This is a genomic window from Ruegeria sp. HKCCD7221 (assembly GCF_013031225.1).
GTDB lineage: Bacteria > Pseudomonadota > Alphaproteobacteria > Rhodobacterales > Rhodobacteraceae > Ruegeria.
In genome coordinates, this window is sequence record NZ_WPZE01000001.1 from 509,678 (window position 1) to 533,019 (window position 23,342).

The window sequence follows — 23,342 nt, forward strand, 5'->3', positions numbered from 1 at the left end:
TGATTTAGCTAGACGCCCAAAGCGCAAACGGGAATCCGACCATGACCTACGTTGTCACTGAAAACTGCATTGGCTGCAAATACACCGACTGTGTCGAGGTATGCCCGGTGGATTGTTTCTATGAAGGTGAGAACACGTTGGTCATTCATCCCGATGAATGCATCGACTGCGGCGTGTGTGAACCCGAATGCCCTGCAGACGCCATCCGTCCCGATACCGAGCCGGGGATGGATCAATGGGTCGAGTTCAACCGGAAATACTCGGAAATGTGGCCGGTGATCGTAACCAAGAAGGACCCGCTGCCCGAGGCCGAAGAACGTGACGGCGAAGAAGGTAAGATGGAGAAGTATTTCTCTGAAGCTCCGGGTGAGGGCGGCTAACCGATTCGTTTTTATCAACCGGTCAGTCAATATCGGAAATACCGCCTAAGCTATTGGACACAAATAGTTTTGTAAGGCACCTGAACTGTGCTGCTTTCGTATGTCTCAGTTTTGTGATATACTCGAAAGCTGAATGATGACTGAGTTGGGGATGTGCTCCGTAAGTATGTGCGCTTTGGAGTTCTGATTTATTGACAAATACACCGCCTGACCGGGCCGAAGATGGCGCGGGCTGGTGTGTTGTTTTGTCTGTCCTTTGCTCTGGAAACAAGGATGAACCTGTATGTCTAAGTCGAAAAAGCTTGAGTTCCGCCCGAACGATTACGTTGTTTACCCTGCCCATGGCGTGGGTCAGATCATCTCGATCGAAGAACAGGAAGTCGCGGGATACTCGCTTGAGCTGTTCGTCATCTCGTTTGAAAAAGACAAAATGACCCTGCGGGTCCCAACCAACAAGGTCACCGAATCCGGTCTGCGCTCGCTGAGTTCGCCCGATGTGATCAGTCAGGCGATGAAGACCCTAAAGGGTAAGGCCAAGGTAAAGCGGGCCATGTGGTCGCGTCGTGCGCAGGAATACGAACAAAAGATCAACTCGGGCGATCTGATCTCGATCGCCGAGGTGGTTCGTGACCTGCACCGCACCGATGACCAGCGTGAGCAGAGCTATTCCGAGCGTCAGCTTTACGAAGCCGCGTTGGAACGTCTGACCCGTGAAGTTGCCGCTGTTTCCGGCGCCGGTGAAGTGTCTGCCGCCAAACAAGTGGATGAGGTTCTGACCTCGCGCGCAGCCGCCGCCTGACCTCGCAGAATGTCGATTTAAGGCCGCTCTGGTAACAGGGCGGCCTTTTTCGTGCCCGAGCGCTTGGTGAATTGCCTGATTGAGGGTAATTTCCCTGTAAACAGAGGCGGGTACATGGCCAAGGTAAAGCAGACCCTCAAGTATCTCTATATCGGGCGCGATCCGATCTCCGTCTGGTTCCGCTATGGGCTGATCCTGTTTGATCTGGTGACGATCGTGTTCTTTGTCGCTACGGCACATGTTCCGCACGGGCCGGGGCTGACGGTTCTGAGCATGTCTATTGGGCTTTTGATCCTGTGCGATTTCTCGGCGCGGCTTTGGATATCAAAGGATCGGTGGAAACTTTTCTTCAAGGTCTACACGCTTGCTGATCTGGTCGTGATCATTTCGTTGATGCTGGATCCCTTCGTTTCCGGCAATCTGGCGTTCCTGCGTATTCTGCGCGCGTTGCGATTGATTCACTCCTATCACCTGCTCAGAGATTTGCGCCGTGATGTTGAGTTCTTCCGAACCCACGAAGACGCCGTGATAGCGGCCATTAACCTGTTGGTGTTCGTGTTCGTGACCTCAACCGCTGTTCTGGTCTTTTTTATCCCCGAGGAGAGTCAGACTGCCTATATCGACGCGCTGTATTTTACGATGGCAACGCTGACGACCACCGGTTTTGGTGACATCACCTTGGCGACACCGGGGGGGAAGCTGTTTTCAGTATTCATTATGGTTGTTGGCGTCGCGCTGTTTGTTCGTTTGGCGCAAGCGATCTTTATGCCGCAGAAAGTGCGCCACAAGTGCCCAAGCTGTGGTCTGTTTCGCCATGATCCCGACGCAGTGCATTGCAAGCATTGCGGCGAAGTTCTGAAAATCGAAACCGGAGGCGTTTCTTAGGACGCTACGACCAGAACCAGCAGGAATGCGATTTCGGACACTTGTTGCGTTGCGCCCAGAACATCTCCGGTTTGGCCTCTGATCTTGGCTTTTGCGACAACGGCGATAACAAACAGGCATATGGCAATAACCAGTATCGCGGCCATTGCTGGGGCACCTACCAAAACCATCGCACATACCAGTGCAACCAACGCGCCCAATGCGACTGAACCAGCACTGGGTGCCCCGACCGAGTGGCTTAGGCCCGCGCGCCGTGCATTTGGAAGTGAGGCCATCAAAACCGGCATCGCTGCGCGGGAAACGATGCATGCGGCTAAGATGCCCGACAAGCCACCCTGGGACAGCAGCGTCGCTATCAAAACGACGCGCAGGCCTTGCGATATCAACAGAGCCAGGACGCCATAGGTTCCGATTTGGCTGTCTTTCATGATTTCAAGCCGTCGTTCGGGGGTAAACCCTCCCCAAAACCCATCTACCGTGTCCGCAAGCCCATCTTCGTGCATGGCACCCGTGCACAGTACCAGAACGGCAATGACGAGTATTGCGCTGGCCAAGGGCGGAAGGTTTACTGCAACGCTGGCCCACCCGATAGCGCTGGCAAGTAGGCCGACGACCAGCCCAACAACAGGGAAGGCCCAGGCCGCATCTGCCTGGCGTTCAAAAACGTGTTCAGGCAGTCGCGGAAGCGGTAGGCGTGTCAAAAGAACCAGCGCCACAGGAATATCCCATCTGGAAACGAGGTTGGTGTCGGTTTTTTGCACTCCCATGCCTTTCTGGGTCTTGCCGGATTGATCGCTTTGGTTAAACACGCAGGACCACTCTGATGCAACGAGGCTTTGAATGCTGCCCGAACTGACCGATCTGAATTCCTTTCGTCAAGCTCTGAGCGGGGCCCCCGGTCCTGACGATGATGCCGCGCAAGGTGCGGCTGAACGAAACGGTCAATTGACAAAACCACCGGGAGCGTTGGGGCGGCTGGAAGATCTGGCGATCTGGTATGCCGGATGGCGTCAAGATGCGCGCCCTCAGATAACCGCGCCTCAGGTCATCGTTTTTGCTGGCAATCATGGGGTCACTGCGCAGGGTGTATCAGCTTTTCCGCCTGAAGTGACCGTTCAGATGGTTGCGAATTTTGAGCATGGCGGAGCGGCGATCAACCAATTGGCCAAGGCCGCCGGTGCCACCATGGACGTACACGCGCTGAATCTGGATGTCCCGACAACGGATTTCACAACCGGACCAGCCCTGTCGGAAGATGAGTTGCTGCAGGCGTTGCAAACCGGGTGGAGCTCGGTGAACCCCAATGCTGACCTTTTGGTTGTTGGCGAGATGGGGATAGGAAATACCACCCCGGCGGCTGCGATTGCGTGTGCGTTGTTCGGCGGCGAGGCGTCCGATTGGACCGGGCGTGGAACCGGCGTTGACGATGCGGGTCTTGCAAACAAGACACGGGTCGTCGCCGAAGGTGTGTCCTTGCATGCAGGCACGGGCGATGGTCTGGAAATTCTGCGCCGACTTGGGGGACGGGAAATCGCGGCCATGGCCGGAGCGATCGCTGCCGCCCGTGCATTGCGCATTCCTGTCATCTTGGATGGGTTCATCTGTTCTGCTGCCGCAGCTTGTTTGGCTGAGACGGTCAAAGGCGCGTTGGAACACACCGTAGCAGGCCATCAAAGTGCCGAAGGCGCGCATGGGGCCGTTTTGGCAAAGTTGGGTAAAGAGCCGCTCTTGAACCTTGGCCTGCGTCTTGGCGAAGGCTCTGGAGGGGCGTTGGCAATCAATATCCTGAAAAGCGCCGTGGCCTGCCATTCCGGAATGGCGACATTTGCCGAGGCAGGCGTGTCGGACGGGTGATCAATGCAGCCTGATCCATGACGGATCAGGCGGACTTTTTCGCGTGTTTTTCGGAAAGCTCCAGCAACTCGGTCTCAAGGTCTTTTTCCAGTTGCTGTGCGCGTTCGATGTATTTCTTGTTTTCAGCCGTCGGCATTCCGGGAACCCAAAGTTCAGCAAGCTCGCGGACGGACATCCTGTCGTGGTGATAAAAGGTCTGTTCAGCGTGGGCTGCCTCGTACTCACTAAGTCCGATATTTTCGAGGACATACCGGCCCGCACGTAGTGATCCGTCGAACATCTCGCGCACGATATCGTCCGCGCCGGCCTGGTACAGCTCATAAACATGGGTACGATCATGCGCGCGCGCGACGATGTGCAGGTCGGGGCGCTGGCGGCGTGCAAAACTGACAAGACGGGTAACCGTCTTTGGATCGTCCATCGCCGCAACCAGAACCGCAGCTTTCTCAAGCCCCGCGGCCCGCAAAAGTTCGGGTCGGGTGGGGTCGCCTAGGAACCCCTTGACCCCGAAGCGGCGCATAAGCTGGATCGTTTCGATGTCGTGATCCAAAACGATCGTCTTAAAACCGCTGGCGCGCACCAAACGGTTTACGATCTGACCAAAGCGACCGATGCCTGCAATGATCACTGGGCCTTTCTCGTCGATCTCATCCGGTTCAGGGGTTGGTGTTCCTTCGCCGATACGCCGCGAGAGCAGGTCGAAGATGATGAACAAAAGCGGTGTGATCAGCATCGTCAACGCGATGATCATCAACAGTTTTTGCGACAGGTCCGGGGGGATCACGTTCTGCTGGGTCGAAAAGGCCAGAAGAACAAAGCCAAACTCACCAGCTTGTGCCAGACCTAAGGTGAACAGCCAGTGATCACGTCCCCGCAGCTTAAATGCGCGACCAACCAGATACAGAATGATCCCTTTGGCCAGGATGACCAGCAAGGCCAACCCGATCAGATCAAACGGGTCATTGAAGAAATAACCGATATCAATTCCGGCGCCGACCGTGATGAAGAACAGGCCAAGAAACAGGCCTTTGAACGGCTCCAGATCGCTTTCCATCTCGTGACGGAATTCTGAGCTGGCGAGAACCACGCCGGCCAGAAACGCACCAAGGGCAGGGGACAGGCCCACGAGGGTCATCAGGAAGGAAATGCCGACGACGATCATAAGGGCAAGCGCCGTATACATTTCGCGCAGACGGGTTGCGTGGATAAAGCGGAACAAGGGGCGCGTCAGGTAAATCCCGGCAAGAATGACAAATGCAACCGCGCCGATGGTGACAAGCGTCACGGCCCAACCCGGTAGCCCTTCAACCAGCGACAAGCTGTGATGCGCGGTATCGTGAAGGTCCTTCACCCCACGGTCGATAGAGCCGTCACCTTCGAAATGAGGCATGGCAGGCATGGCCAAAAGCGGCAGCAACGCCAGAATTGGGATAACCGCGATGTCCTGTGTCAAAAGCACGGAAAAGGTGGCGCGCCCCCCGTTCGTTTGCATCAACCCCTTTTCCGAAAGGGTTTGCAAGACGATCGCCGTTGAAGACAAAGACAAGGTCAATCCAACGGCCAGGGCAACAGACCACGGATGGTTTGCATAAATAGCAACACCCGCGATCACAGCCGTCGATAGCAGGACTTGCAGACCACCCAAGCCCAACAGCCTGTCCCGCATATCCCAAAGGGCGCGCGGCTCAAGCTCTAGCCCGATCAGGAACAGCATCATAACGACGCCGAATTCAGCGACATGCTGCAGGCTTTCTGTTTCAGCCCCGACAAGGCCGAACACGGGGCCGATCACAATCCCGGCTGCCAGATATCCAAGAACAGATCCCAAACCCAGACGGGCCGACAAAGGCACGGCGATCACCGCGGCGGCCAGATAGATTGTCGCCTGATAAAGGAAGTCGTCCATTTTGGTCCTTTCGTTCGGGTCAGGTGGGCAGCGGCGCGTCGCGCTTGAGCTGGTCCATCACAATCTGGCTTTGCACTCTGGCTACTGCAGGATGCGGCAGTATCACCTGGTGAAGCAAGCGGTTCAGGGCAGAAAGATCGTCGCAATAAACATGGAGCAAATAATCCGCTTCTCCAGTCATCGTCCACGCGCTGGTGATCTCTGGGCGGGTGTCGACCATGCGGGAAAAGCTTTCGGATTGCTCGGGGCCGTGGGTGCCCAGATGAACCTGTATGAAGCCTTGAACCTGTAGTCCCAATTTCAGCGGATCCAGCCGGGCAGCATAGCCTGTGATATAGCCTTCAGCCTCAAGCCTTTGCCGTCGCCGCCCTGCCTGACTAGGCGACAGGTTCAACATTTCCCCCAACTGATGCGCAGTCAAATGCGCATTCTTCTGCAGCTCGGACAAAAGGCGTGTGTCGGTGGAGTCCAGCATATGCGAAAATTCTCTAAAATATTCGTAAACCATGCGCAAATCGCGCGTTCTATATCAGGTTACACGAAAACAATGCGCAGAAAAAGCATTGGATAAGGCGTATTTTGGAATCAGCAAAGAAATTCCTGTTATTTACGGAGACGCGCCATGGGTCCTTTCCCGCACAACGCCCCGAAATCTGTCATCAGTTCTGAAAACCCCGCCGGAACCGACGGGTTCGAGTTTGTTGAGTTTGCTCACCCCGATCCTCAGGAACTGCGCGACCTGTTTGCCAAGATGGGGTTCGAACTGGTTGGGCATCACAAGGACAAACCGGCGGTTGAACTCTGGCAACAGGGGGATGTGACATATATCCTGAACGCAGACGAAGATAGCTTTGCCGCAAAATTTGTCGCCGAGCACGGCCCTTGCGCGCCTTCGATGGGGTGGCGGGTAGTGGACGCCCAAAAAGCGTATGAGCACGCTGTGGTCAAAGGGGCAGAGCCTTATGACGCCGAAGACAAGACAATGAACGTCCCTGCGATCAAGGGGATTGGTGGGTCGCTGATCTATTTTATTGATCAGTATTACGATACCTCGCCCTATAACGAAGAATTCACCTGGACCAAGCAATCAAAGCCGCGCGGTGACGGGTTTTATTACCTCGATCACCTGACGCACAATGTCTACAAGGGCAACATGGACAAATGGTTCAAGTTCTACGGTGATCTGTTTAACTTCCGCGAAATTCGTTTCTTTGACATTCAGGGCAAGTTCACGGGCCTTTTCAGCCGCGCATTGACGTCGCCCTGCGGACGCATTCGCATTCCGATCAATGAAGATCGTGGCGAAACGGGCCAGATCGTGTCGTACCTGAAAAAGTACAAGGGTGAAGGCATTCAGCATATCGCCGTGGGCAGCGAAGATATCTACGCGTCGACCGATGCAATCGCGGAAAAGGGTTTGAAATTCATGCCCGGGCCGAACGAAGCCTACTACAAGATGTCTACAAATCGGGTCGCTGATCACGAAGAGCCGCTGGACCAGATGATGAAACACGGAATCCTGATCGACGGAGAAGGTGTTCTGGATGGGGGCGAGACCCGCATTCTGCTTCAGATATTCTCAAAGACCGTCATCGGTCCGATCTTCTTCGAGTTCATTCAACGCAAAGGTGACGATGGATTTGGCGAAGGTAATTTCCAGGCCCTGTTCGAATCCATCGAGCGTGAGCAGATCGAAAGCGGCGAGATTTCCGCGGCTTAAAAGGACTGGCTAACGTAAGGCTCAGAGGGTGCGACTCAGCCTCTGAGCCTTTTCGTCAGCTTCGTGGCATTCGAAGGGTCACGTTCTGACCGCGTTTTTGATAGCGTAACTCGCTGTCACTAATGGCGACCACATTTCCGCCATCCAGCCGATCCCCGACCTTCAGCTTTTTGTAGCGGCCACTGGGAAGCCGCACCAGCGCGCGCCTGTTTGCCGGGGAGCCGTAGACGCCAATCAGATTAAGTTTGCGCAGGTTGATCGCATTGTCGATTGTCGCCTGACGGGCAACCGATGCAGAAGACGGAATTTTCGGAGCAACGGCCCGTGCCTGGAAAGAACCCGCCTCATCGTTATTTTGTGGAACTGCTGCGGCTGACCCCAACCGGGCCGTATTTGTTTCCTGTCTTTGAATAAGCCCTGCCGGGCGCGGTTTGGGGCGCGGTACGCGCACCACCGCCAGCGCCGTTGGCGTGTGATCAACCTGTGGCCGCTCTTGAACAGATTTGGGGCGCAGCTTGGGCCTGACGCTGGCCAGTTCTTCGCGCGTTCGTCCACCCAATTGCTGACGCTCGAAGCGCTCAATCAAGTCACTGGGCCGGGGTTTCGGGCGTAACTCTGCCAAACGCGAGGTCAGTTCTTCGACGATGGGTTCTTGTTCAAAGCGAACCGGAACGTCTGGCGGCACCTTCGCTGGGCGCCCTAAATAGACCACGATGCCATCGGGATTCAGTGTGCCGTCCACTGTGGCCGCAACAAGCCCCCGGTCGTCCAGATCGAAACGCGTGCCGGGCTTGGTCGGGTCGGCGACCTGCTCAAACGGGGTGTCTGTGTCAAAGCTGTCGACCTCCGGCAAGGCGATCGCATCCCGCGAAAGATCGGATTTGTCTATTGACGTAAGATAGACCGTCTCAGGTACGGCGGGTTCGGGCTCAGGCAGGAGGGCGGGGACGACGATCCGTGCACTGGCATGTACCTGTACGGGCTCCGGCTCTGGGTCTTTTGCGACATCTTCAACGACCGTCGGGGCGATTTTTAGCGCCTCAAGAATTGCGGCGTCTGTCGGTGTTTCGTTCAACGCCTCAAGGATCGCGGCGTCGGTTGGGGAAATCTCACCCGCCAAGTCTTCATCTGCCGGCGGCGCCTTGGGTTCCGGTAGGGTGACGCTTGCCGTTTCCGATTCTTCGACGTCCAAAGCTTCGGTTTGCAAAGGCAACGGCACAGGTTCAACCGGTTCTTCCTGTACGTCGGCAAGTTCCGTATCCAAAGGCACATCGCCATCAGAGCCGAAAACGCCCCAACCGATCAAAACCACCGCGATCACCGCCGCTGCTGCCAATGGAATCGCAAGGCCTTGGGGCAGTTTCATTCCTGCAGTAGAACCTTGACCAGCGGTCGCTTGCGACGGGGCCGAGCGGAACTCAGCCGGGGTCGAAGATGCGGCTATAGCATGAACCGCAAGGCCGTCAGGCTCCTCTGCGGTGATGGGGGCGGTAGGGTGCGCAATCGGTTGGTCTGCCAAGGAAAACAGAGGGTCGGCCGGATAGTCCAGATCGTCCACTTGTGTTGTAAATTCTACCGGGATGAACCCGTGATCGGCAGCAAATGCCTGCGCCTCTTTCAGGGTCTGCTTGGCGACCGCGGCGATATAAGTGGTTGAGCCGCTGCTGACGGTGTCGAACGCCAATTCGTCCAGTTCATAGGGCGTTGCCTCGGACAAAGCGTTGCGAACCCGTTGCTCCGTCCCGGCAGGATCGGACGCATCGGTTTCGACAGAAAGGAACCGGACCTGATCAGTTGGAAGGATCAGCCTACAACTCAGGTCGTTTTCCAGCGCGAAACCCTTGTTGCGCAGGTCTTCGATCTGCGCGTTCAGGTCTTCCACATCCAAGGAAACTTCGCCAACGCAGAACCATTCATCGTCCGCGAAGTGGTGCAAAGAAATCCCGGCAGAAGAAAAAGACAGCGCAAAGGCAGGTTTCATATTCCGGAGGAACCACAATTGTCATCATCAACGCGGTCGATGTCTCGTCCGCAGACTGACATTAAAGCAGGATCCCGCCGAGGGAAAGAAAAAGCCAATCCTTCCCCTTGTTCGGCAGACCGTTGCCACCCCATCTTAGTATAAATGAATTTGGAGGGAAGACCTTGAAGAACCTTGCTTTTCTGGCCGTCGTGCTGGCCATGACCACTGCGGGAATGGCACATGCGGAAGAACGTCGCATCTCAGTCGCCGCCGCTGGCACCGTTCAGACGGCCCCGGATATGGCGACGATCAATCTGGGTGTCACGAATGAGGATGCGCAAGCGTCAATCGCGATGCAGGCCACGTCGGACGCTGTATCTCAGATCCTCAGCAGGTTGGAGGAACTGGGAGTAGAAGCGCAGGATATCCAGACCCGAGATATCTCTTTGTCGCCTGTGTGGTCCGGGCGCGGCAACCAGGCCGGAGAAAAGGCAGAGATCACGGGATTTGTCGCCTCGAACCGGGTGATCGTACGTGTTCAGGACCTTTCGCAGCTTGGATCGCTCATGGACGCTGTTATTCAGGACGGGGCTAATGACTTCGGCGGCCTCAGTTTCGGTGTCAAAGACCCGAAACCCCTTGAGGCCGAAGCGCGCGCCAAGGCCGTGGCCGAAGCGACCGCCAAGGCTGAACAATTGGCACAAGCTGCGAACCTGACACTGGGTCCGGTCCAAACGATCAATGAGCAGGTGGCGAGCGTCCGGCCTGCCGCGCAAATGCGCGAGTTCAACATGGCGGATTCCGGTGGAGTGCCAGTCGCAGGCGGGGAAATCTCGATCTCTGTCACCGTTTCGATGGAGTTCGGAATTTCAGAGTAACCCTAGCTTTTGGCGCGGGCCTGCAGCGATTGGCGTTGCTGGCCCGTTTGGTCGAAATTGTCGGGCGACAGCCATGCTTCGAACGCTGAACGGACGCGGGGCCATTCAGTGTCGAGTATGGAATACCAAGCCGTATCCCGGTTGCGCCCCTTGTAATGCGCGGCCTGCCGGAAAATCCCTTCGAATGTGAATCCCAGACGTTCGGCCGCGCTGCGTGACGGGGCATTCAGTGCGTCGCATTTCCATTCATAGCGCCGGTAGCCCAGCTCATCGAACACGCGGCGCATCATCAGAAACATTGTTTCGGTCGAGGGCGGCTTGCGCTGCAATAGCGGCGAAAAGTGGATGTGCCCAACCTCGATGACGCCCGCAGCGGGGTCGATCCGAAGGAACGAGGCCATCCCAACCGGGGTGCCCTCGTGATCCAGTACCGTGTGAAACATCGGATCAGCGTCCACACACGATGCACGCGCCCAAACTTCAAAGTCTTCTTCGGCCTTGAACGGACCGTATGGCAGGTAGGTCCAGTTCCGTCCGTCAGTATCGTTGGCAAACGCCCGGTATAATCCGGGCGCATGCCGGTTCACGTCCAGTGGCACGACCGAACAATAGCGCCCCTCCATCGGCATGTAGGGCGGAGTCGGGCGTGGAAACTCGCCCGAAACCGGCAATCCGATGGGTTGGCCCAAGTCGTTCGTTACGTGCTCGACCATGATTTAGGCCGACGCTTTTGCCAGTGCTTGATCCAGGTCAGCGATCAGATCGCCGGCGTCTTCGATCCCAATGGATACGCGCACAACGCCGGGGCCGGCACCTGCGGCCTCTTGCTGTTCGGGGGTCAACTGGCGGTGGGTGGTCGAGGCCGAGTGGATGATCAGTGACCGTGCATCGCCCAGGTTGGCCACATGGCTAAAGATTTCCAACGCATTCACCAGCTTGACGCAGGCGTCATACCCACCTTTGACAGCAAAGGTGAACAGCGCGCCAGCACCCTTCTTGTACTGCGCCTTGACCCGGTCGTTGTAAGGCGACGAGGGCAGCCCTGCATAGGTCACGTATTCCACCCGGTCATCCGCTTCGAGCCAGGCCGCGATTTTCTGAGCGTTCTCGACATGGCGCTCCATCCGCAGCGACAGGGTTTCGATCCCCATCAACGTGTAATGGGCGGCCTGCGGATTCATCGTCATGCCAAGATCGCGCAGACCAATGGCGATGCCATGGAAGGTGAAAGCCAACGGACCGAACGTCTCGTGGAATTTCAAGCCGTGATAGGCGGGTTCAGGCTGGCCAAGCGAGGGGAATTTGTCATTCGCCGACCAGTCGAATTTGCCCGAGTCCACAACGCAGCCGCCCGTTACGGTGCCGTTGCCGGTCAGGTATTTGGTGGTTGAATGCACCACCAGCGTCGCGCCATGCTCAATCGGGCGGCACAGGTATGGGGTGGCCGAGGTGTTGTCGACGATCAGAGGAATGCCCGCATCGTCGGCGACATCTGCCAGCGCACGGATATCGGTGACGTATCCGCCTGGGTTGGCGATGGATTCGCAGAATATCGCGCGGGTGTTGTCGTCGATGGCGGCCTTCACCGCGTCTAGGTCATCCGTATCCACAAATGTGGCGGACCAGCCAAAGCGTTTGATGGTTTGGCTGAACTGCGTAACGGTCCCCCCATAAAGGCGCGTCGAAGCAACGATATTGCAGCCCGGAGTCATCAACGGGAACAACGCCATGATCTGCGCCGCGTGGCCCGAAGAACAGCAGACAGCGCCCACACCACCTTCCAGCGTGGCGATACGCTCCTGCAGAACGGCCACGGTTGGGTTGGTCAGGCGAGAGTAGATAAAGCCGACTTCCTGCAGGTTGAACAGGGCGGCCGCATGGTCTGCGTCACGAAAGACATACGCCGTTGTCTGGTAAATCGGGGTCTGACGCGCCCCCGTTGCCGGATCAGGGCGCGCACCAGCGTGAATTTGAAGCGTGTCAAAGCCGTAGGTTGGACCGTCTGACATCGTTGAACTCTCCCTCTGGAATGTGTGTTGCTGACTCTCTAGGCGATTGGGCGCTTGCGCACAACAACCCAGTCAACGCATCCAAAGGCCGCTAGTTTTGATCCTGTTGCGAATGACTTGTTCGCGTTGGGGCAGGTTGTTGCGATCGAACATCTGACGGATCTTATGCCCTTTGCGCTGGATCACCAGCTTTCTGATCGGCTCATACCCCTTGAGCACTTTCTTGATCTTGTTCGGTGCAACGACGGTTTCTAACACCTCGACCACATGGTTACTCTCGCGTGCGTATAGCAGTGGAAACAGGCGGTAATGGCAGCTCACCGATCCATCCAGCAGACCTTGGGGCAGGGTGTCACGCCCTCCGCCAAGCGAATGGATGACAAGGGGAAGTGCGATTTGATCCAACCAAGGGGTCAGCGTTTGCGCGGCCAGTTCGGGGATGTCTTCGTCCCGGATGGTGCGGGCATATTCCAGATAGCGTTCTCCGAACTCTTTGGGACACCGATAAAAGAAAAAACCGGCATTGAAATACAGATACCGCCGCCAGTAGTCGTGCGGCTGCGATCTGTCCAAAGAGCTGTCAAAATCCAGTCCGAACCGGCGGTACAATGCGCCCCAAATGCCATCAAAGCCGGGTCCATACAGTGTTGGGCGGGGCCATGTCCCCTCGACTTTTTGCGAGGCGCTTGGACGATCAAAATCGAATGCGACGCTGTTCAGATCCCCGGTGATCAGCGTGTCGCTGTCAAAAAACACAAACGGCTCACCCTCGGGCAGCGCGAGCAAGGCTTCAATCTTGTTGCCGTTGGGATAGCTTTCACCAAATACGAGGTTGTCGAATGGCAAAACCTCGGCGTCCAACTGCTTCAAAGCCTTAAGTACATCCTCGTTTTGTAGCCCGGGGTCTTGGGACCAGCGCGGCCCGGAATTGGGTGAGGCAACGAATAATCTGCCCGCAAAATCCGGTGAGCTGTGCCGCAACGAAGCGGCAAACAAAAGCGCCTCGTACTGTAGGCGGTTGTTCTGTCCGACGATTACGACGTTGAACTTTGGGGTCTTGGCCTGCATCGAGGGACTTTCGGAATCTGGCCGCTCATTGGCGCATTATTTGTGTTGCACGTACTGTACGCAGCAAGGCTCGTCAAAACCAGAGTTCACGCGGCACCGGAAATGGGAAATTTGAAATTGGCGGCAGCACGCCCATCTATTGGACACGGGACGAAACAGGAGAAGGCTCATGAGGGTCAACGCAGATTTCACCAGGCGCGTGGCAGTTCATTTCGACGAAAACGAATGGGTCGCGTCCCCGGCTGCTGGGGTTGAACGGAAAATGCTTGATCGGATCGGCGAAGAGGTCGCTCGTGCGACGACGATTGTTCGGTTTGCACCGGGCAGCGCGTTTGCCGCGCATACCCATGATGGGGGTGAGGAATACCTTGTTCTGGATGGCGTCTTTCAGGATGAAACGGGTGACTTCCCTGTGGGCAGTTACGTGCGGAACCCGCCGACATCGTCCCATACGCCTTCGGCAAAGGAAGGAGCGACGATATTGGTCAAGCTGCACCAATTCGACCCCGAGGACCGGACCCAAGTGCGGCGTTCAATCAACGGAGAGGGCAACATGCAACTCTTCAAAGACGCGCAAGAGGACGTGCGGGTTCTGACGTTAGGCCCCGGCGAAACGGTGGATTTGGACGCTGCCGGAGGGCTTGAGCTGTTCATAATCGAAGGCTCGGTGCAGGAATCGTCCGAGGATTTTGCGGTCTGGGACTGGCTCAGGCTACCACCCGGAGAGAAGTCTAGCGCGCAAGCCGGGGCATCTGGCGCACGTGTTTGGATGAAGTCCGGCCACCTGAACCAGATGATCTGAATTCCGCGATTGCTTTAAAAACAGGCATTAGAACGGTGAAGCCGGGCTTTTTGGCCCGGTTTTTTCATTTTTTGATCAATTGGCAAATTTTACCAATTGATAAAAAATCAGATTGTGGCAAGCTGAGATCATAACGAACATATCTACAGGGAGTAGAGCGATGGCACAGGGCCAGATGGTCCCCGGCATAGTTTCCGGGCGACTTTCCAGCGATGAGCTGACCTCGAATTTCACGGATCTGCATCCGCCATTGGCCCCGCATGAGGCTGCCGTGGCTGCTGATCGGTGCTATTTTTGCTATGACGCGCCGTGTGTGACGGCTTGTCCCACAGACATCGACATACCGCTGTTCATGCGACAGATTCAGGCCGGACAACCCGAAGCGGCGGGTGAAACCATTCTGGCGCAGAATATCCTTGGTGGAATGTGCGCCCGCGTTTGCCCGACCGAAACGCTGTGTGAAGAAGCCTGCGTGCGCGAAACCGCAGAAGGCTCGCCAGTGGAAATCGGACGTTTGCAGCGTTATGCGACAGATAGCGTGATGGTCGACGGGACGCACCCGTTTGAGCGTGCGGCACCTACTGGCAAGAGAGTGGCCGTTGTGGGGGCTGGACCTGCGGGTCTGGCCTGTGCGCATCGTTTAGCCATGCTGGGTTATGACGTTGTCATTCACGAAAGCAAACCCAAGCCGGGCGGATTGAACGAATACGGAATCGCGGCCTACAAATCGACCAACGATTTCGCGCAGGCCGAGGTGGATTGGCTGCTTGGAATCGGCGGGATCACCATCGAGACCGGTTCGGTTCTGGGCGAGGGAGTTTCGCTAGAAGGTCTGTCTGCAAATTATGACGCTGTCTTTTTGTCAATCGGTTTGGCCGGGGTGAACGCCCTGCGCGCGGATGGTGTCGACAAGGACGGTGTGCGGGCCGCAGTCGACTTTATCGCCGATGTGCGTCAGGCTGGTGATTTGGCTGACCTGCCGGTCGGTAGGAATGTCGTGGTCATCGGTGGCGGAATGACGGCCGTGGATGCAGCGGTGAAGTCCAAGTTGCTAGGGGCCGAGCATGTCACCATTGCTTATCGGCGCGGCCGTGATGCGATGGGGGCCAGCCGATACGAACAGGACTTGGCTGCTTCGCATGGGGTCAAAATTATGACCAACGTGCAGCCTGTGGCCGTGCACGGAAACGGGGCAGCCGCTGAGATCGAACTGGAGTATACTGCCAGCCATGACGGTCAACTGACCGGCACGGGTGAGATGGTCCGCGTTCCTGCTGATCAGGTACTCAAGGCGATTGGTCAGACATTGGAAGGCGCGCCGGAAGGCTTGGAACTGGACGGCAACAAGATTGCTGTAACTGGGGCCGGGCGTACTTCGATCGCAGGTGTCTGGGCCGGGGGCGACTGCGCTGCTGGCGGCGAAGACCTGACCGTGACTGCCGTGGCCGAGGGCCGCGATGCCGCAATGGATATCCACGCAAGCCTTACTGCGTGAAACCCACAGATAAAGATGCAGAACTGCATCAGGGAGGCCGGATAGATGGCTGATTTAAAAACAAACTTTCTGGGTATTGAAAGCCCGAACCCGTATTGGTTGGCCTCGGCGCCGCCGACCGACAAGGAATACAACGTCCGCCGCGCTTTCGAGGCCGGATGGGGTGGCGTGGTCTGGAAAACGCTCGGGGCCGAGGGGCCTCCGGTCGTGAACGTGAACGGGCCGCGCTATGGCGCGATCTATGGTGCCGATCGGCGGCTTTTGGGCCTGAACAACATCGAGTTGATCACGGACCGCCCGTTGGAAGTAAACCTTGAAGAAATGGCGCGGGTTAAATCGGATTACCCGGACCGTGCGCTGATCGCTTCGATCATGGTGCCGTGCGAGGAAGAAGCCTGGAAAGCCATCCTGCCGCGCGTGGCGGAAACCGGCGCAGACGGGATTGAGCTGAACTTTGGCTGTCCGCACGGGATGAGTGAACGCGGCATGGGTTCCGCCGTGGGGCAGGTACCGGAATATATCGAGATGGTCACGCGTTGGTGCAAAAAGTACTATGATCGCCCGGTCATCGTGAAGCTGACGCCGAACATCACAGACATTCGCAAACCTGCCGAGGCCGCAAAGAACGGCGGTGCCGACGCGGTGTCGCTGATCAACACGATTAACTCGATCACCAGCGTCAATCTGGATACGTTCAGCCCCGAGCCTTCGATTGATGGCAAGGGCAGCCATGGCGGGTATTGCGGCCCTGCGGTGAAACCGATTGCGCTGTCAATGGTGTCCGAGATTTCGCGGTCGCAAGCGACGCACGGCTTGCCGATTTCCGGCATCGGCGGCGTGACCACGTGGCGCGACGCGGCAGAGTTCATGGCGTTGGGATGTGGCACCGTTCAGGTTTGTACGGCGGCGATGACCTATGGCTTCAAGATCATCGACGAGTTGACCGCTGGCCTGTCCAAATGGATGGACGAAAAGGGCTATAAGGACGTTTCGGAAATTGTTGGTCTTGCCGTTCCGAATGTCACAGATTGGCAGTATCTGAACCTGAACTACGTGGCGAAGGCCAAAATTGATCAGGACCAGTGCATCAAGTGTGGCCGGTGCTATGCGGCTTGCGAAGACACCAGTCATCAGGCGATTTCCATGTCCGATGACCGCGTGTTTGAGGTCATGGATGACGAATGTGTCGCCTGTAATCTTTGCGTGGATGTCTGCCCGGTTGACGGCTGTATCTCGATGGTGCCGATGACGGCCGGAGAGGTTGACCCACGTACAGGACGCGAGGTTCAGCCAGACTATGCTAACTGGACGACGCACCCGAACAATCCCATGGCAAAAGCAGCTGAGTAAGCAAAGAAAGGGGCCAGCGCTGGCCCCTTTTTATGGCGTCAGTAGCTTACGATAGAGCGTATCAACGAACGGCTCGGCCCCTTCATATGGGTCTTCATCCCCTAGGATCGCCCGAACCTGAACGTCAAAATCCGCATAGTGCTGGGTCAGCGCCCAGATGGAGAAAATCAGGTGATAGGGGTGCAGTCGCGCAATCCTTCCCTGATCCATCCAATCGGACAATATCGCGGTTTTTTCATCGACCAGGGCCTTTAGGTCATTGGACAGCGAATCGTGAATGCGTGGCGCGCCCTGTACCAGTTCATTTGCAAACAGACGGCTTTCGCGGGGCAGATCGCGGCTCATCTCTAGCTTGCGTTGGATATACGCCAGGATTTCTTCCATCGGGTCGCCTTGTGCATCAAGATCGTGCAAAGGGGCCAGCCATGTTTCCAGAAGGCCAGACAACAGCGCGGTGTGAATCGCTTCTTTCGAAGGGAAATAATACAGCAGGTTGGGCTTGCTTAGTCCGGCTTCGGCGGCAATCTGGTCAACCGTTGCGCCACGGAATCCATGGGCTGAGAACACATTAAGTGCGGCGTCGAGAATTGCGGCGCGGTTCTTTTTCTGAATTCTGGTCGGGGCGCGGTCTTCAGGCATGTTTTCAGGGTGTCTCTTTTTCCGGCAGGCGGGTGCTGAATAGGGCAAAAAATCTGGCTGAGTCCTGCAATTTCTTGACTGATCTCGAACCCGTGATAGCGTGAGTTTGACCAGATGGTCAAATCAAGACACCAAAAGCGAGCCAAATCGCAAGCAACAGGGAAAAACAAGATGGCAGCTCCGGCGCAGAACCTCAGGATCAATGGCGACAGGTTGTGGGACAGCCTGATGGAGATGGCCAAGATTGGCCCCGGTGTGGCGGGTGGGAACAACCGTCAAACGCTGACGGATGAGGATGCCGAAGGCCGCGCGCTGTTCCAAAAATGGTGCGAGGACGCGGGCTGTTCGATGGGGCTGGACCAGATGGGCAACATGTTCGCGCGTCGCGAGGGGACGGATCCCGAAGTCTTGCCAGTCTATGTCGGCTCGCATTTGGACACGCAGCCTACGGGCGGAAAATACGATGGTGTCTTGGGAGTTCTGGGCGGGCTGGAGATTATCCGCACTCTGAATGATCTGGGGATTAAGACCAAGCACCCGATCGTCGCGACCAATTGGACAAATGAAGAGGGCACGCGCTATGCACCTGCGATGTTGTCCTCAGGCGTGTTCGCAGGGATGCACACGCAGGACTGGGCCTATGATCGCGAGGATGCCGAGGGCAAGAAGTTCGGCGACGAATTGCAGCGGATCGGTTGGCGCGGGGATGAAGAGGTCGGAGCGCGCAAGATGCACGCCTTCTTTGAGCTGCACATCGAGCAAGGTCCGATTCTCGAAGCCGAAGGAAAAGACATCGGTGTCGTTACCCATGGTCAGGGCCTAAGCTGGACGCAAATCACAGTCACCGGAAAGGACGCGCATACTGGCTCGACCCCGATGCCGATGCGCAAGAATGCTGGCCTCGCCATGGCGCGAATTCTTGAAAAAGTAGATGAGATTGCGTGGTCCCATGCACCTCATGCGGTTGGGGCGGCGGGGCATATCGATGTCTTCCCGAACTCTCGCAATGTGATCCCTGGCAAGGTTGTGTTTACGGTTGATTTCCGGTCACCTGAACTGGAAGTGATCAAAGATATGGAGGCGCGCCTTCGGGTTGCGGCTGAGGACATCGTGGAAGAGATGGGCCTTGAGATTGAGTTCGAAAAGGTTGGTGGGTTTGACCCGGTGAAGTTTGACGACAGTTGCGTCGCGGCGGTGCGGGATGCGGCCGAACGGCTGGGCTATTCGCATACGGATATCATCTCGGGGGCGGGGCATGATGCGTGTTGGATCAATCGGGTAGCGCCGACGGCCATGGTGATGTGCCCCTGTGTGGATGGGTTGAGCCACAACGAGGCTGAAGAGATCAGCAAGGACTGGGCGGCTGCCGGGGCGGATGTTCTGTTTCATGCGGTCGTCGAGACAGCGGAAATCGTGGAATAGGGGGCGCTGCCCCCGTCGCCCGAGGGCGACTCCCCCGGGATATTTTTAGCCAGATGAAGCAAGCGGCGCAGACCGCAACAGGGAGATCAAAATGAGCACTGTAATCAAGAACGGGACCGTCGTGACCGCAGATTTGTCCTATAAGGCGGATGTGATGGTCGAAGATGGCATGATCACTGAAATCGGGATGGATCTGAAGGGTGACAAGGAACTGGATGCGACCGGATGTTATGTGATGCCGGGCGGGATTGATCCGCATACGCATCTGGAGATGCCGTTCATGGGCACCTATTCAAGCGATGACTTCGAAAGCGGGACGCGGGCGGCTTTGGCCGGGGGCACCACGATGGTGGTAGATTTCGCGCTGCCTAATCCGGGCGAAAGCCTGCTGGATGCATTGAAACGCTGGGACAATAAGTCTACGCGCGCGAATTGTGATTATTCGTTCCACATGGCCGTCACCTGGTGGGGCGAGCAGGTGTTTGATGACATCAAGACCGTGATCGAGACGCGGGGGATCAACACTTTCAAGCATTTCATGGCCTATAAGGGCGCGCTGATGGTGAATGACGATGAGCTGTTCGCCTCGTTCAAGCGTCTGGCCGAACTGGGCGGGATTGCGATGGTTCATGCCGAGAATGGCGATGTGGTCGCTGAGCTCAGCGCCAAGCTGCTGGCCGAGGGTAATACCGGGCCGGAAGCGCACGCTTATTCCCGCCCTCCGCAGGTTGAGGGGGAGGCGACGAACCGTGCCATCATGATTGCAGATATGGCGGGGGTACCTTTGTATGTGGTCCATACCTCGTGTGAAGAGGCGCATGAGGCCATTCGCCGGGCCAAGATGCAGGGCAAGCGGGTTTGGGGGGAGCCTTTGATCCAGCACCTGACCTTGGATGAGAGCGAGTATTTCCACCAAGATTGGGATCATGCCGCGCGCCGGGTCATGAGCCCTCCGTTTCGGAACAAGCAGCATCAGGACAGCCTTTGGAACGGGCTGCATTCGGGAACGCTGAGCGTGGTGGCGACCGACCATTGCGCCTTTACGACCGAGCAGAAACGCTATGGCGTGGGTGATTTCACCAAGATTCCGAATGGTACTGGCGGGTTGGAAGATCGGATGCCGATGTTGTGGACCTATGGGGTGAATACCGGGCGTCTGACCCCGAATGAGTTTGTGGCCGTTACATCAACAAACATCGCTAAGATCATGAATTGCTATCCAAAAAAGGGTGCGATACTTGTGGGCGCGGATGCGGATATCGTGGTTTGGGATCCTGAAAAGACCAAGACGATCACTGCCGACGCGCAGCAATCCTCGATTGACTACAACGTGTTCGAGGGAAAAGAGGTCAAGGGCCTGCCGCGCTTTACTCTTACACGGGGCCAGGTTGCGGTTCATGATGGGGAAATTCGTACTCAGGAAGGACATGGTGACTTTGTGGCTCGAGAACCGAACGGGCATGTGAACCGCGCGCTGAGTACGTGGAAGGAATTGACGGCCCCGCGGCCCGTTGAACGGACGGGAATCCCGGCGACGGGCGTGTGATCTGGTTGGGCTGCTTTGGAAGCGGCCCATAACCGAACCTTTTCAAGGCACTGGAATGAATACTGAAAGCACTGCGCAGCCTGTAATAGAGGCGACACAACTGGATCTCACCTTCCAGGCAAACGACGGTCCGGTTCACGCGCTGAAGGACGTGAACCTGACGATCGAAAAGGGCGACTTCGTCAGCTTTATCGGCCCCTCGGGCTGTGGCAAGACCACATTCCTGCGTTGCATCGCGGCGCTTGAGACGCCGACAGCCGGGACGTTGACCGTCAATGGCATGACCCCGGATGAGGCGCGGCGGAACCGGGCCTATGGCTATGTGTTTCAGGCCGCTGGGCTGTATCCGTGGCGGACCATCTCCAAGAACATCAAACTGCCGCTTGAGATCATGGGCTATTCCTCAGCCGAGCAAGAGGATCGCGTCAAGAAGGTCTTGGAACTCGTTGACCTTGAAGGGTTTGGTGGGAAGTTTCCATGGCAGTTGTCAGGCGGGATGCAGCAGCGGGCCAGTATCGCGCGGGCATTGGCCTTTGATGCTGATATCCTTCTGATGGACGAACCCTTTGGCGCGCTGGATGAGATCGTGCGCGACCACCTGAATGAACAGCTTCTGGCGCTGTGGGCACGGACGGAAAAGACTATCGGGTTCGTGACGCACTCGATCCCCGAGGCGGTCTATCTCAGCACCAAGATTGTGGTCATGAGCCCCCGGCCGGGTCGGATTACGGATGTGATCGACAGCCCTCTGCCCAAAGAGCGGCCTCTGGATATCCGCGACACGCCGGAATTCATCGAAGTTGCCCATCGCGTGCGTGAAGGGCTGCGGGCGGGGCACTCGGATGCGTAGTTCTGGTTTCAAAGCGTTCTGGGCGGTTCTTACTGTCCTCGCCGTGATCGTGGCCTTCTGGTATGCGGCGTGTGTTCCGATGAATATCAAAGGGGTTCTGACCGAGCAGGAGCGCGCAGGTGCCGAAGTGCAGCCGCCTTCGGCCAAGGATCGCCGGGATATGTCCGAGCTGGGTCTGGTGCTGAACAACAGCTTTGCCATTCCCGCAACATGGGAACAGGATCGCCCCCGTCTGCCCGCACCGCATCAAGTTGCGATTGAGATGTGGGAGACGACGGTTCTGAAGAAGATTACCTCGAAACGGTCGCTGATCTATCACGGCTGGGTGACGCTCAGCGCGACGGTTCTGGGCTTTGCGATTGGAACAGGTTTGGGCATTTTGCTGGCGGTCGGAATTGTGCATAGCCGCGTTATGGATATGTCGGTGATGCCTTGGGCCATTGTCAGTCAAACGATCCCGATCATCGCTTTGGCCCCGATGATCATTGTGGTTCTGTATTCCGTAGGCATTCAGGGGATTATCCCCAAGGCCGTCATTTCGGCTTATCTGAGTTTCTTCCCGGTCGTCGTGGGTATGGTCAAAGGTCTACGAAGCCCCGATGCGATGCAGCTTGACCTGTTGCGCACCTATAGCGCCAGTCGGTCGCAAGGGTTCTGGAAACTGCGCCTGCCTGCGTCGATGCCGTACCTGTTCACCTCATTGAAGATAGGTATCGCTGCCTCGCTGGTCGGGGCCATCGTCGGAGAACTGCCGACCGGTGCTGTCGCCGGGCTGGGAGCGCGTCTGCTCGCCGGTAGCTACTATGGTCAGACGGTGCAAATCTGGTCGGCGCTGTTTGCTGCCGCGATATTGGCGGCCTGTCTTGTCGGTTTGCTTGGGCTGATCGAACGGACGGTTCTAAAGCGGATGGGGATAGCGCAATGATGTTGGTTTTGTGTGCAATCCTGCTGTGGCTGTTTGGCTGGTGGCTAAACAGTCGCCTCGCCAGCGGGCCTTATGCGGATACGCGAATGGTTCGGTTCCTTGCACCGTTGATCTTTGGCCTGACGATTATCGGGATTTGGGAACTGGTCGTCCGCGGGCTTGAGGTGCCATTGGTCATTCTGCCGGCCCCGTCGGTCATCGCCGTGCGGTTTGCCGACAGTTTGCCCATCCTGTGGGCTGACTTTGTGCAGACCATCATCAAGGGGGCCTTGAGCGGGTATATTATTGGGTGCGGCGCGGCCTTCCTGACGGCAATCGCGGTGGATCGCTGGGACTTTCTTCGCCTAGGGCTGCTGCCTGTGGGGAACTTCGTGGCAGCCCTGCCGATTGTAGGGACGGCGCCCATTCTGGTCATGTGGTTCGGGTTTGATTGGCAGTCCAAGGCGGCGGTTGTCGTTGTCATGGTGTTCTTCCCAATGCTGGTAAACACGGTCGCAGGGCTGCGCGAGGCGACTGCCATGCAGCGCGATCTGATGGAGACCTATGCCGCAACCTATTGGCAGAGTTTCCTCAAGCTGCGCCTGCCTGCTGCAATGCCGTTTATTTTCAATGGCTTGAAAATCTCGACGACCCTTGCTTTGATCGGTGCTATCGTGGCCGAGTTTTTTGGCTCGCCAACATTGGGAATGGGCTTTCGGATTTCGACCAGCGTTGGTCAGCTTTCGCTGGATATGGTCTGGGCGGAAATCGTGGTCGCGGCTTTGGCCGGAACAGCGTTCTATGGCTTGATGGCGATGATCGAAAAGGCGGTGACATTCTGGCACCCGTCGCAACGTGGATAACAACAAAAC

The 23,342-nt window shown here is 57.0% G+C and carries 22 protein-coding genes; 14 read left to right on the forward strand and 8 right to left on the reverse strand.

Annotation, left to right across the window (positions count from 1 at the left end):
- Nucleotides 1–41: 41 nt before the first annotated feature.
- The 3 genes from fdxA to GOX73_RS02555 all read left to right on the forward strand — a co-directional run bounded on the left by fdxA (nucleotide 42) and on the right by GOX73_RS02555 (nucleotide 2,064).
- The gene (gene fdxA, locus GOX73_RS02545) at nucleotides 42–380 is read left to right on the forward strand and encodes a ferredoxin FdxA (RefSeq protein WP_171121124.1); all 339 of its coding nucleotides are present in this window, start codon (nucleotides 42–44) and stop codon (nucleotides 378–380) included.
- Between the two features lie 283 nt (nucleotides 381–663).
- Nucleotides 664–1,179 carry a CarD family transcriptional regulator gene (locus GOX73_RS02550; protein WP_170348382.1) on the forward strand — a complete coding sequence of 172 codons (516 nt, stop codon included), beginning with the start codon at nucleotides 664–666 and terminating at the stop codon, nucleotides 1,177–1,179.
- A 114-nt stretch (nucleotides 1,180–1,293) separates the two neighbouring features.
- A complete protein-coding gene (locus tag GOX73_RS02555; protein WP_171122911.1) occupies nucleotides 1,294–2,064 on the forward strand; it encodes an ion channel in 771 nt (256 codons plus the stop codon).
- Here the strand turns inward: GOX73_RS02555 and cobS are convergent.
- The gene (cobS, locus tag GOX73_RS02560) at nucleotides 2,061–2,873 is read right to left on the reverse strand and encodes an adenosylcobinamide-GDP ribazoletransferase (protein WP_371808560.1); all 813 of its coding nucleotides are present in this window, start codon (nucleotides 2,871–2,873) and stop codon (nucleotides 2,061–2,063) included. The two genes, GOX73_RS02555 and cobS, sit on opposite strands and share 4 nt — an antisense overlap.
- Nucleotides 2,874–2,904: 31 nt before the next feature.
- Here cobS and cobT point away from each other — a divergent pair, with 31 nt between their 5' ends.
- Nucleotides 2,905–3,918, forward strand: coding sequence for a nicotinate-nucleotide--dimethylbenzimidazole phosphoribosyltransferase (gene cobT, locus GOX73_RS02565; RefSeq protein ID WP_171122912.1), 1,014 nt, complete (start codon nucleotides 2,905–2,907; stop codon nucleotides 3,916–3,918).
- Nucleotides 3,919–3,943: 25 nt separating this feature from the next.
- On the opposite strand, the gene GOX73_RS02570 is transcribed toward cobT, so the two are convergent.
- Together GOX73_RS02570 and GOX73_RS02575 are read right to left on the reverse strand one after the other, a co-directional pair.
- Entirely contained in the window at nucleotides 3,944–5,824 is a 1,881-nt protein-coding gene (locus GOX73_RS02570) for a monovalent cation:proton antiporter-2 (CPA2) family protein (RefSeq protein WP_171134771.1), read from the reverse strand.
- Nucleotides 5,825–5,843: 19 nt separating this feature from the next.
- A complete protein-coding gene (locus GOX73_RS02575) occupies nucleotides 5,844–6,299 on the reverse strand; it encodes an Lrp/AsnC family transcriptional regulator (RefSeq protein ID WP_171121128.1) in 456 nt (151 codons plus the stop codon).
- 147 nt (nucleotides 6,300–6,446) lie between these two features.
- Between GOX73_RS02575 and hppD the strand changes: the two genes are divergently transcribed.
- Nucleotides 6,447–7,544, forward strand: a complete 1,098-nt coding sequence (hppD, locus tag GOX73_RS02580) for a 4-hydroxyphenylpyruvate dioxygenase (RefSeq protein WP_171122916.1) — start codon at nucleotides 6,447–6,449, stop codon at nucleotides 7,542–7,544.
- A 55-nt stretch (nucleotides 7,545–7,599) separates the two neighbouring features.
- Here the strand turns inward: hppD and GOX73_RS02585 are convergent, their stop codons facing one another.
- Nucleotides 7,600–9,525: a hypothetical protein gene (locus tag GOX73_RS02585; RefSeq protein ID WP_171134772.1), complete on the reverse strand. Its 1,926-nt coding sequence runs from the start codon at nucleotides 9,523–9,525 to the stop codon at nucleotides 7,600–7,602.
- Nucleotides 9,526–9,689: 164 nt separating this feature from the next.
- On the opposite strand from GOX73_RS02585, the gene GOX73_RS02590 reads away from it, so the two are divergent.
- Nucleotides 9,690–10,385, forward strand: coding sequence for an SIMPL domain-containing protein (locus GOX73_RS02590; RefSeq protein ID WP_171122920.1), 696 nt, complete (start codon nucleotides 9,690–9,692; stop codon nucleotides 10,383–10,385).
- A gap of 2 nt (nucleotides 10,386–10,387) precedes the next feature.
- Here GOX73_RS02590 and GOX73_RS02595 read toward each other — a convergent pair whose 3' ends face one another.
- From GOX73_RS02595 to GOX73_RS02605, 3 genes are all read right to left on the reverse strand, one after another.
- On the reverse strand, nucleotides 10,388–11,098 hold the full coding sequence (locus GOX73_RS02595) for a GNAT family N-acetyltransferase (RefSeq protein ID WP_171122922.1): 711 nt from the start codon (nucleotides 11,096–11,098) through the stop codon (nucleotides 10,388–10,390).
- A 3-nt stretch (nucleotides 11,099–11,101) separates the two neighbouring features.
- The gene (locus GOX73_RS02600; RefSeq protein WP_171122924.1) at nucleotides 11,102–12,394 is read right to left on the reverse strand and encodes an O-acetylhomoserine aminocarboxypropyltransferase/cysteine synthase family protein; all 1,293 of its coding nucleotides are present in this window, start codon (nucleotides 12,392–12,394) and stop codon (nucleotides 11,102–11,104) included.
- 72 nt (nucleotides 12,395–12,466) lie between these two features.
- A complete protein-coding gene (locus GOX73_RS02605) occupies nucleotides 12,467–13,462 on the reverse strand; it encodes a hypothetical protein (RefSeq protein ID WP_171134773.1) in 996 nt (331 codons plus the stop codon).
- 169 nt (nucleotides 13,463–13,631) lie between these two features.
- On the opposite strand from GOX73_RS02605, the gene GOX73_RS02610 reads away from it, so the two are divergent.
- From GOX73_RS02610 to preA, 3 genes are all read left to right on the forward strand, one after another.
- Complete coding sequence (locus GOX73_RS02610; protein ID WP_171122928.1) at nucleotides 13,632–14,264, forward strand: cupin domain-containing protein; 633 nt, start codon at nucleotides 13,632–13,634, stop codon at nucleotides 14,262–14,264.
- Nucleotides 14,265–14,424: 160 nt separating this feature from the next.
- Complete coding sequence (locus tag GOX73_RS02615) at nucleotides 14,425–15,759, forward strand: NAD(P)-dependent oxidoreductase (protein WP_171122930.1); 1,335 nt, start codon at nucleotides 14,425–14,427, stop codon at nucleotides 15,757–15,759.
- Between the two features lie 45 nt (nucleotides 15,760–15,804).
- The gene (preA, locus tag GOX73_RS02620; RefSeq protein WP_171134774.1) at nucleotides 15,805–17,109 is read left to right on the forward strand and encodes an NAD-dependent dihydropyrimidine dehydrogenase subunit PreA; all 1,305 of its coding nucleotides are present in this window, start codon (nucleotides 15,805–15,807) and stop codon (nucleotides 17,107–17,109) included.
- 30 nt (nucleotides 17,110–17,139) lie between these two features.
- On the opposite strand, the gene GOX73_RS02625 is transcribed toward preA, so the two are convergent.
- Nucleotides 17,140–17,748, reverse strand: coding sequence for a TetR family transcriptional regulator C-terminal domain-containing protein (locus GOX73_RS02625; RefSeq protein WP_171122934.1), 609 nt, complete (start codon nucleotides 17,746–17,748; stop codon nucleotides 17,140–17,142).
- Nucleotides 17,749–17,919: 171 nt separating this feature from the next.
- Between GOX73_RS02625 and GOX73_RS02630 the strand changes: the two genes are divergently transcribed.
- From GOX73_RS02630 to GOX73_RS02650, 5 genes are all read left to right on the forward strand, one after another.
- The gene (locus GOX73_RS02630; protein WP_171122937.1) at nucleotides 17,920–19,170 is read left to right on the forward strand and encodes a Zn-dependent hydrolase; all 1,251 of its coding nucleotides are present in this window, start codon (nucleotides 17,920–17,922) and stop codon (nucleotides 19,168–19,170) included.
- Between the two features lie 91 nt (nucleotides 19,171–19,261).
- A complete protein-coding gene (hydA, locus tag GOX73_RS02635; RefSeq protein ID WP_171122939.1) occupies nucleotides 19,262–20,716 on the forward strand; it encodes a dihydropyrimidinase in 1,455 nt (484 codons plus the stop codon).
- A 55-nt stretch (nucleotides 20,717–20,771) separates the two neighbouring features.
- Entirely contained in the window at nucleotides 20,772–21,566 is a 795-nt protein-coding gene (locus tag GOX73_RS02640; RefSeq protein WP_171122941.1) for an ABC transporter ATP-binding protein, read from the forward strand.
- A complete protein-coding gene (locus tag GOX73_RS02645) occupies nucleotides 21,559–22,491 on the forward strand; it encodes an ABC transporter permease (protein ID WP_171122943.1) in 933 nt (310 codons plus the stop codon). Before GOX73_RS02640 ends, GOX73_RS02645 begins: the two co-directional genes overlap by 8 nt.
- Nucleotides 22,488–23,333 carry an ABC transporter permease gene (locus GOX73_RS02650; protein ID WP_171122945.1) on the forward strand — a complete coding sequence of 282 codons (846 nt, stop codon included), beginning with the start codon at nucleotides 22,488–22,490 and terminating at the stop codon, nucleotides 23,331–23,333. Before GOX73_RS02645 ends, GOX73_RS02650 begins: the two co-directional genes overlap by 4 nt.
- The last annotated feature ends 9 nt before the right edge of the window (nucleotides 23,334–23,342 follow it).

Coding starts and splice junctions, on each gene's coding strand:
- GOX73_RS02570 (WP_171134771.1), bottom strand. CDS start 5,824: ATGGACGACTTCCTTTATCAGGCGACAATCTATCTGGCCGCCGCGGTG.
- GOX73_RS02585 (WP_171134772.1), bottom strand. CDS start 9,525: ATGAAACCTGCCTTTGCGCTGTCTTTTTCTTCTGCCGGGATTTCTTTG.
- GOX73_RS02600 (WP_171122924.1), bottom strand. CDS start 12,394: ATGTCAGACGGTCCAACCTACGGCTTTGACACGCTTCAAATTCACGCT.
- GOX73_RS02630 (WP_171122937.1), top strand. CDS start 17,920: ATGGCAGCTCCGGCGCAGAACCTCAGGATCAATGGCGACAGGTTGTGG.
- GOX73_RS02645 (WP_171122943.1), top strand. CDS start 21,559: ATGCGTAGTTCTGGTTTCAAAGCGTTCTGGGCGGTTCTTACTGTCCTC.
- cobT (WP_171122912.1), top strand. CDS start 2,905: ATGCTGCCCGAACTGACCGATCTGAATTCCTTTCGTCAAGCTCTGAGC.
- hppD (WP_171122916.1), top strand. CDS start 6,447: ATGGGTCCTTTCCCGCACAACGCCCCGAAATCTGTCATCAGTTCTGAA.
- GOX73_RS02625 (WP_171122934.1), bottom strand. CDS start 17,748: ATGCCTGAAGACCGCGCCCCGACCAGAATTCAGAAAAAGAACCGCGCC.
- GOX73_RS02615 (WP_171122930.1), top strand. CDS start 14,425: ATGGCACAGGGCCAGATGGTCCCCGGCATAGTTTCCGGGCGACTTTCC.
- GOX73_RS02640 (WP_171122941.1), top strand. CDS start 20,772: ATGAATACTGAAAGCACTGCGCAGCCTGTAATAGAGGCGACACAACTG.
- preA (WP_171134774.1), top strand. CDS start 15,805: ATGGCTGATTTAAAAACAAACTTTCTGGGTATTGAAAGCCCGAACCCG.
- GOX73_RS02555 (WP_171122911.1), top strand. CDS start 1,294: ATGGCCAAGGTAAAGCAGACCCTCAAGTATCTCTATATCGGGCGCGAT.
- GOX73_RS02605 (WP_171134773.1), bottom strand. CDS start 13,462: ATGCAGGCCAAGACCCCAAAGTTCAACGTCGTAATCGTCGGACAGAAC.
- hydA (WP_171122939.1), top strand. CDS start 19,262: ATGAGCACTGTAATCAAGAACGGGACCGTCGTGACCGCAGATTTGTCC.
- GOX73_RS02550 (WP_170348382.1), top strand. CDS start 664: ATGTCTAAGTCGAAAAAGCTTGAGTTCCGCCCGAACGATTACGTTGTT.
- fdxA (WP_171121124.1), top strand. CDS start 42: ATGACCTACGTTGTCACTGAAAACTGCATTGGCTGCAAATACACCGAC.
- GOX73_RS02650 (WP_171122945.1), top strand. CDS start 22,488: ATGATGTTGGTTTTGTGTGCAATCCTGCTGTGGCTGTTTGGCTGGTGG.
- GOX73_RS02610 (WP_171122928.1), top strand. CDS start 13,632: ATGAGGGTCAACGCAGATTTCACCAGGCGCGTGGCAGTTCATTTCGAC.
- GOX73_RS02595 (WP_171122922.1), bottom strand. CDS start 11,098: ATGGTCGAGCACGTAACGAACGACTTGGGCCAACCCATCGGATTGCCG.
- GOX73_RS02575 (WP_171121128.1), bottom strand. CDS start 6,299: ATGCTGGACTCCACCGACACACGCCTTTTGTCCGAGCTGCAGAAGAAT.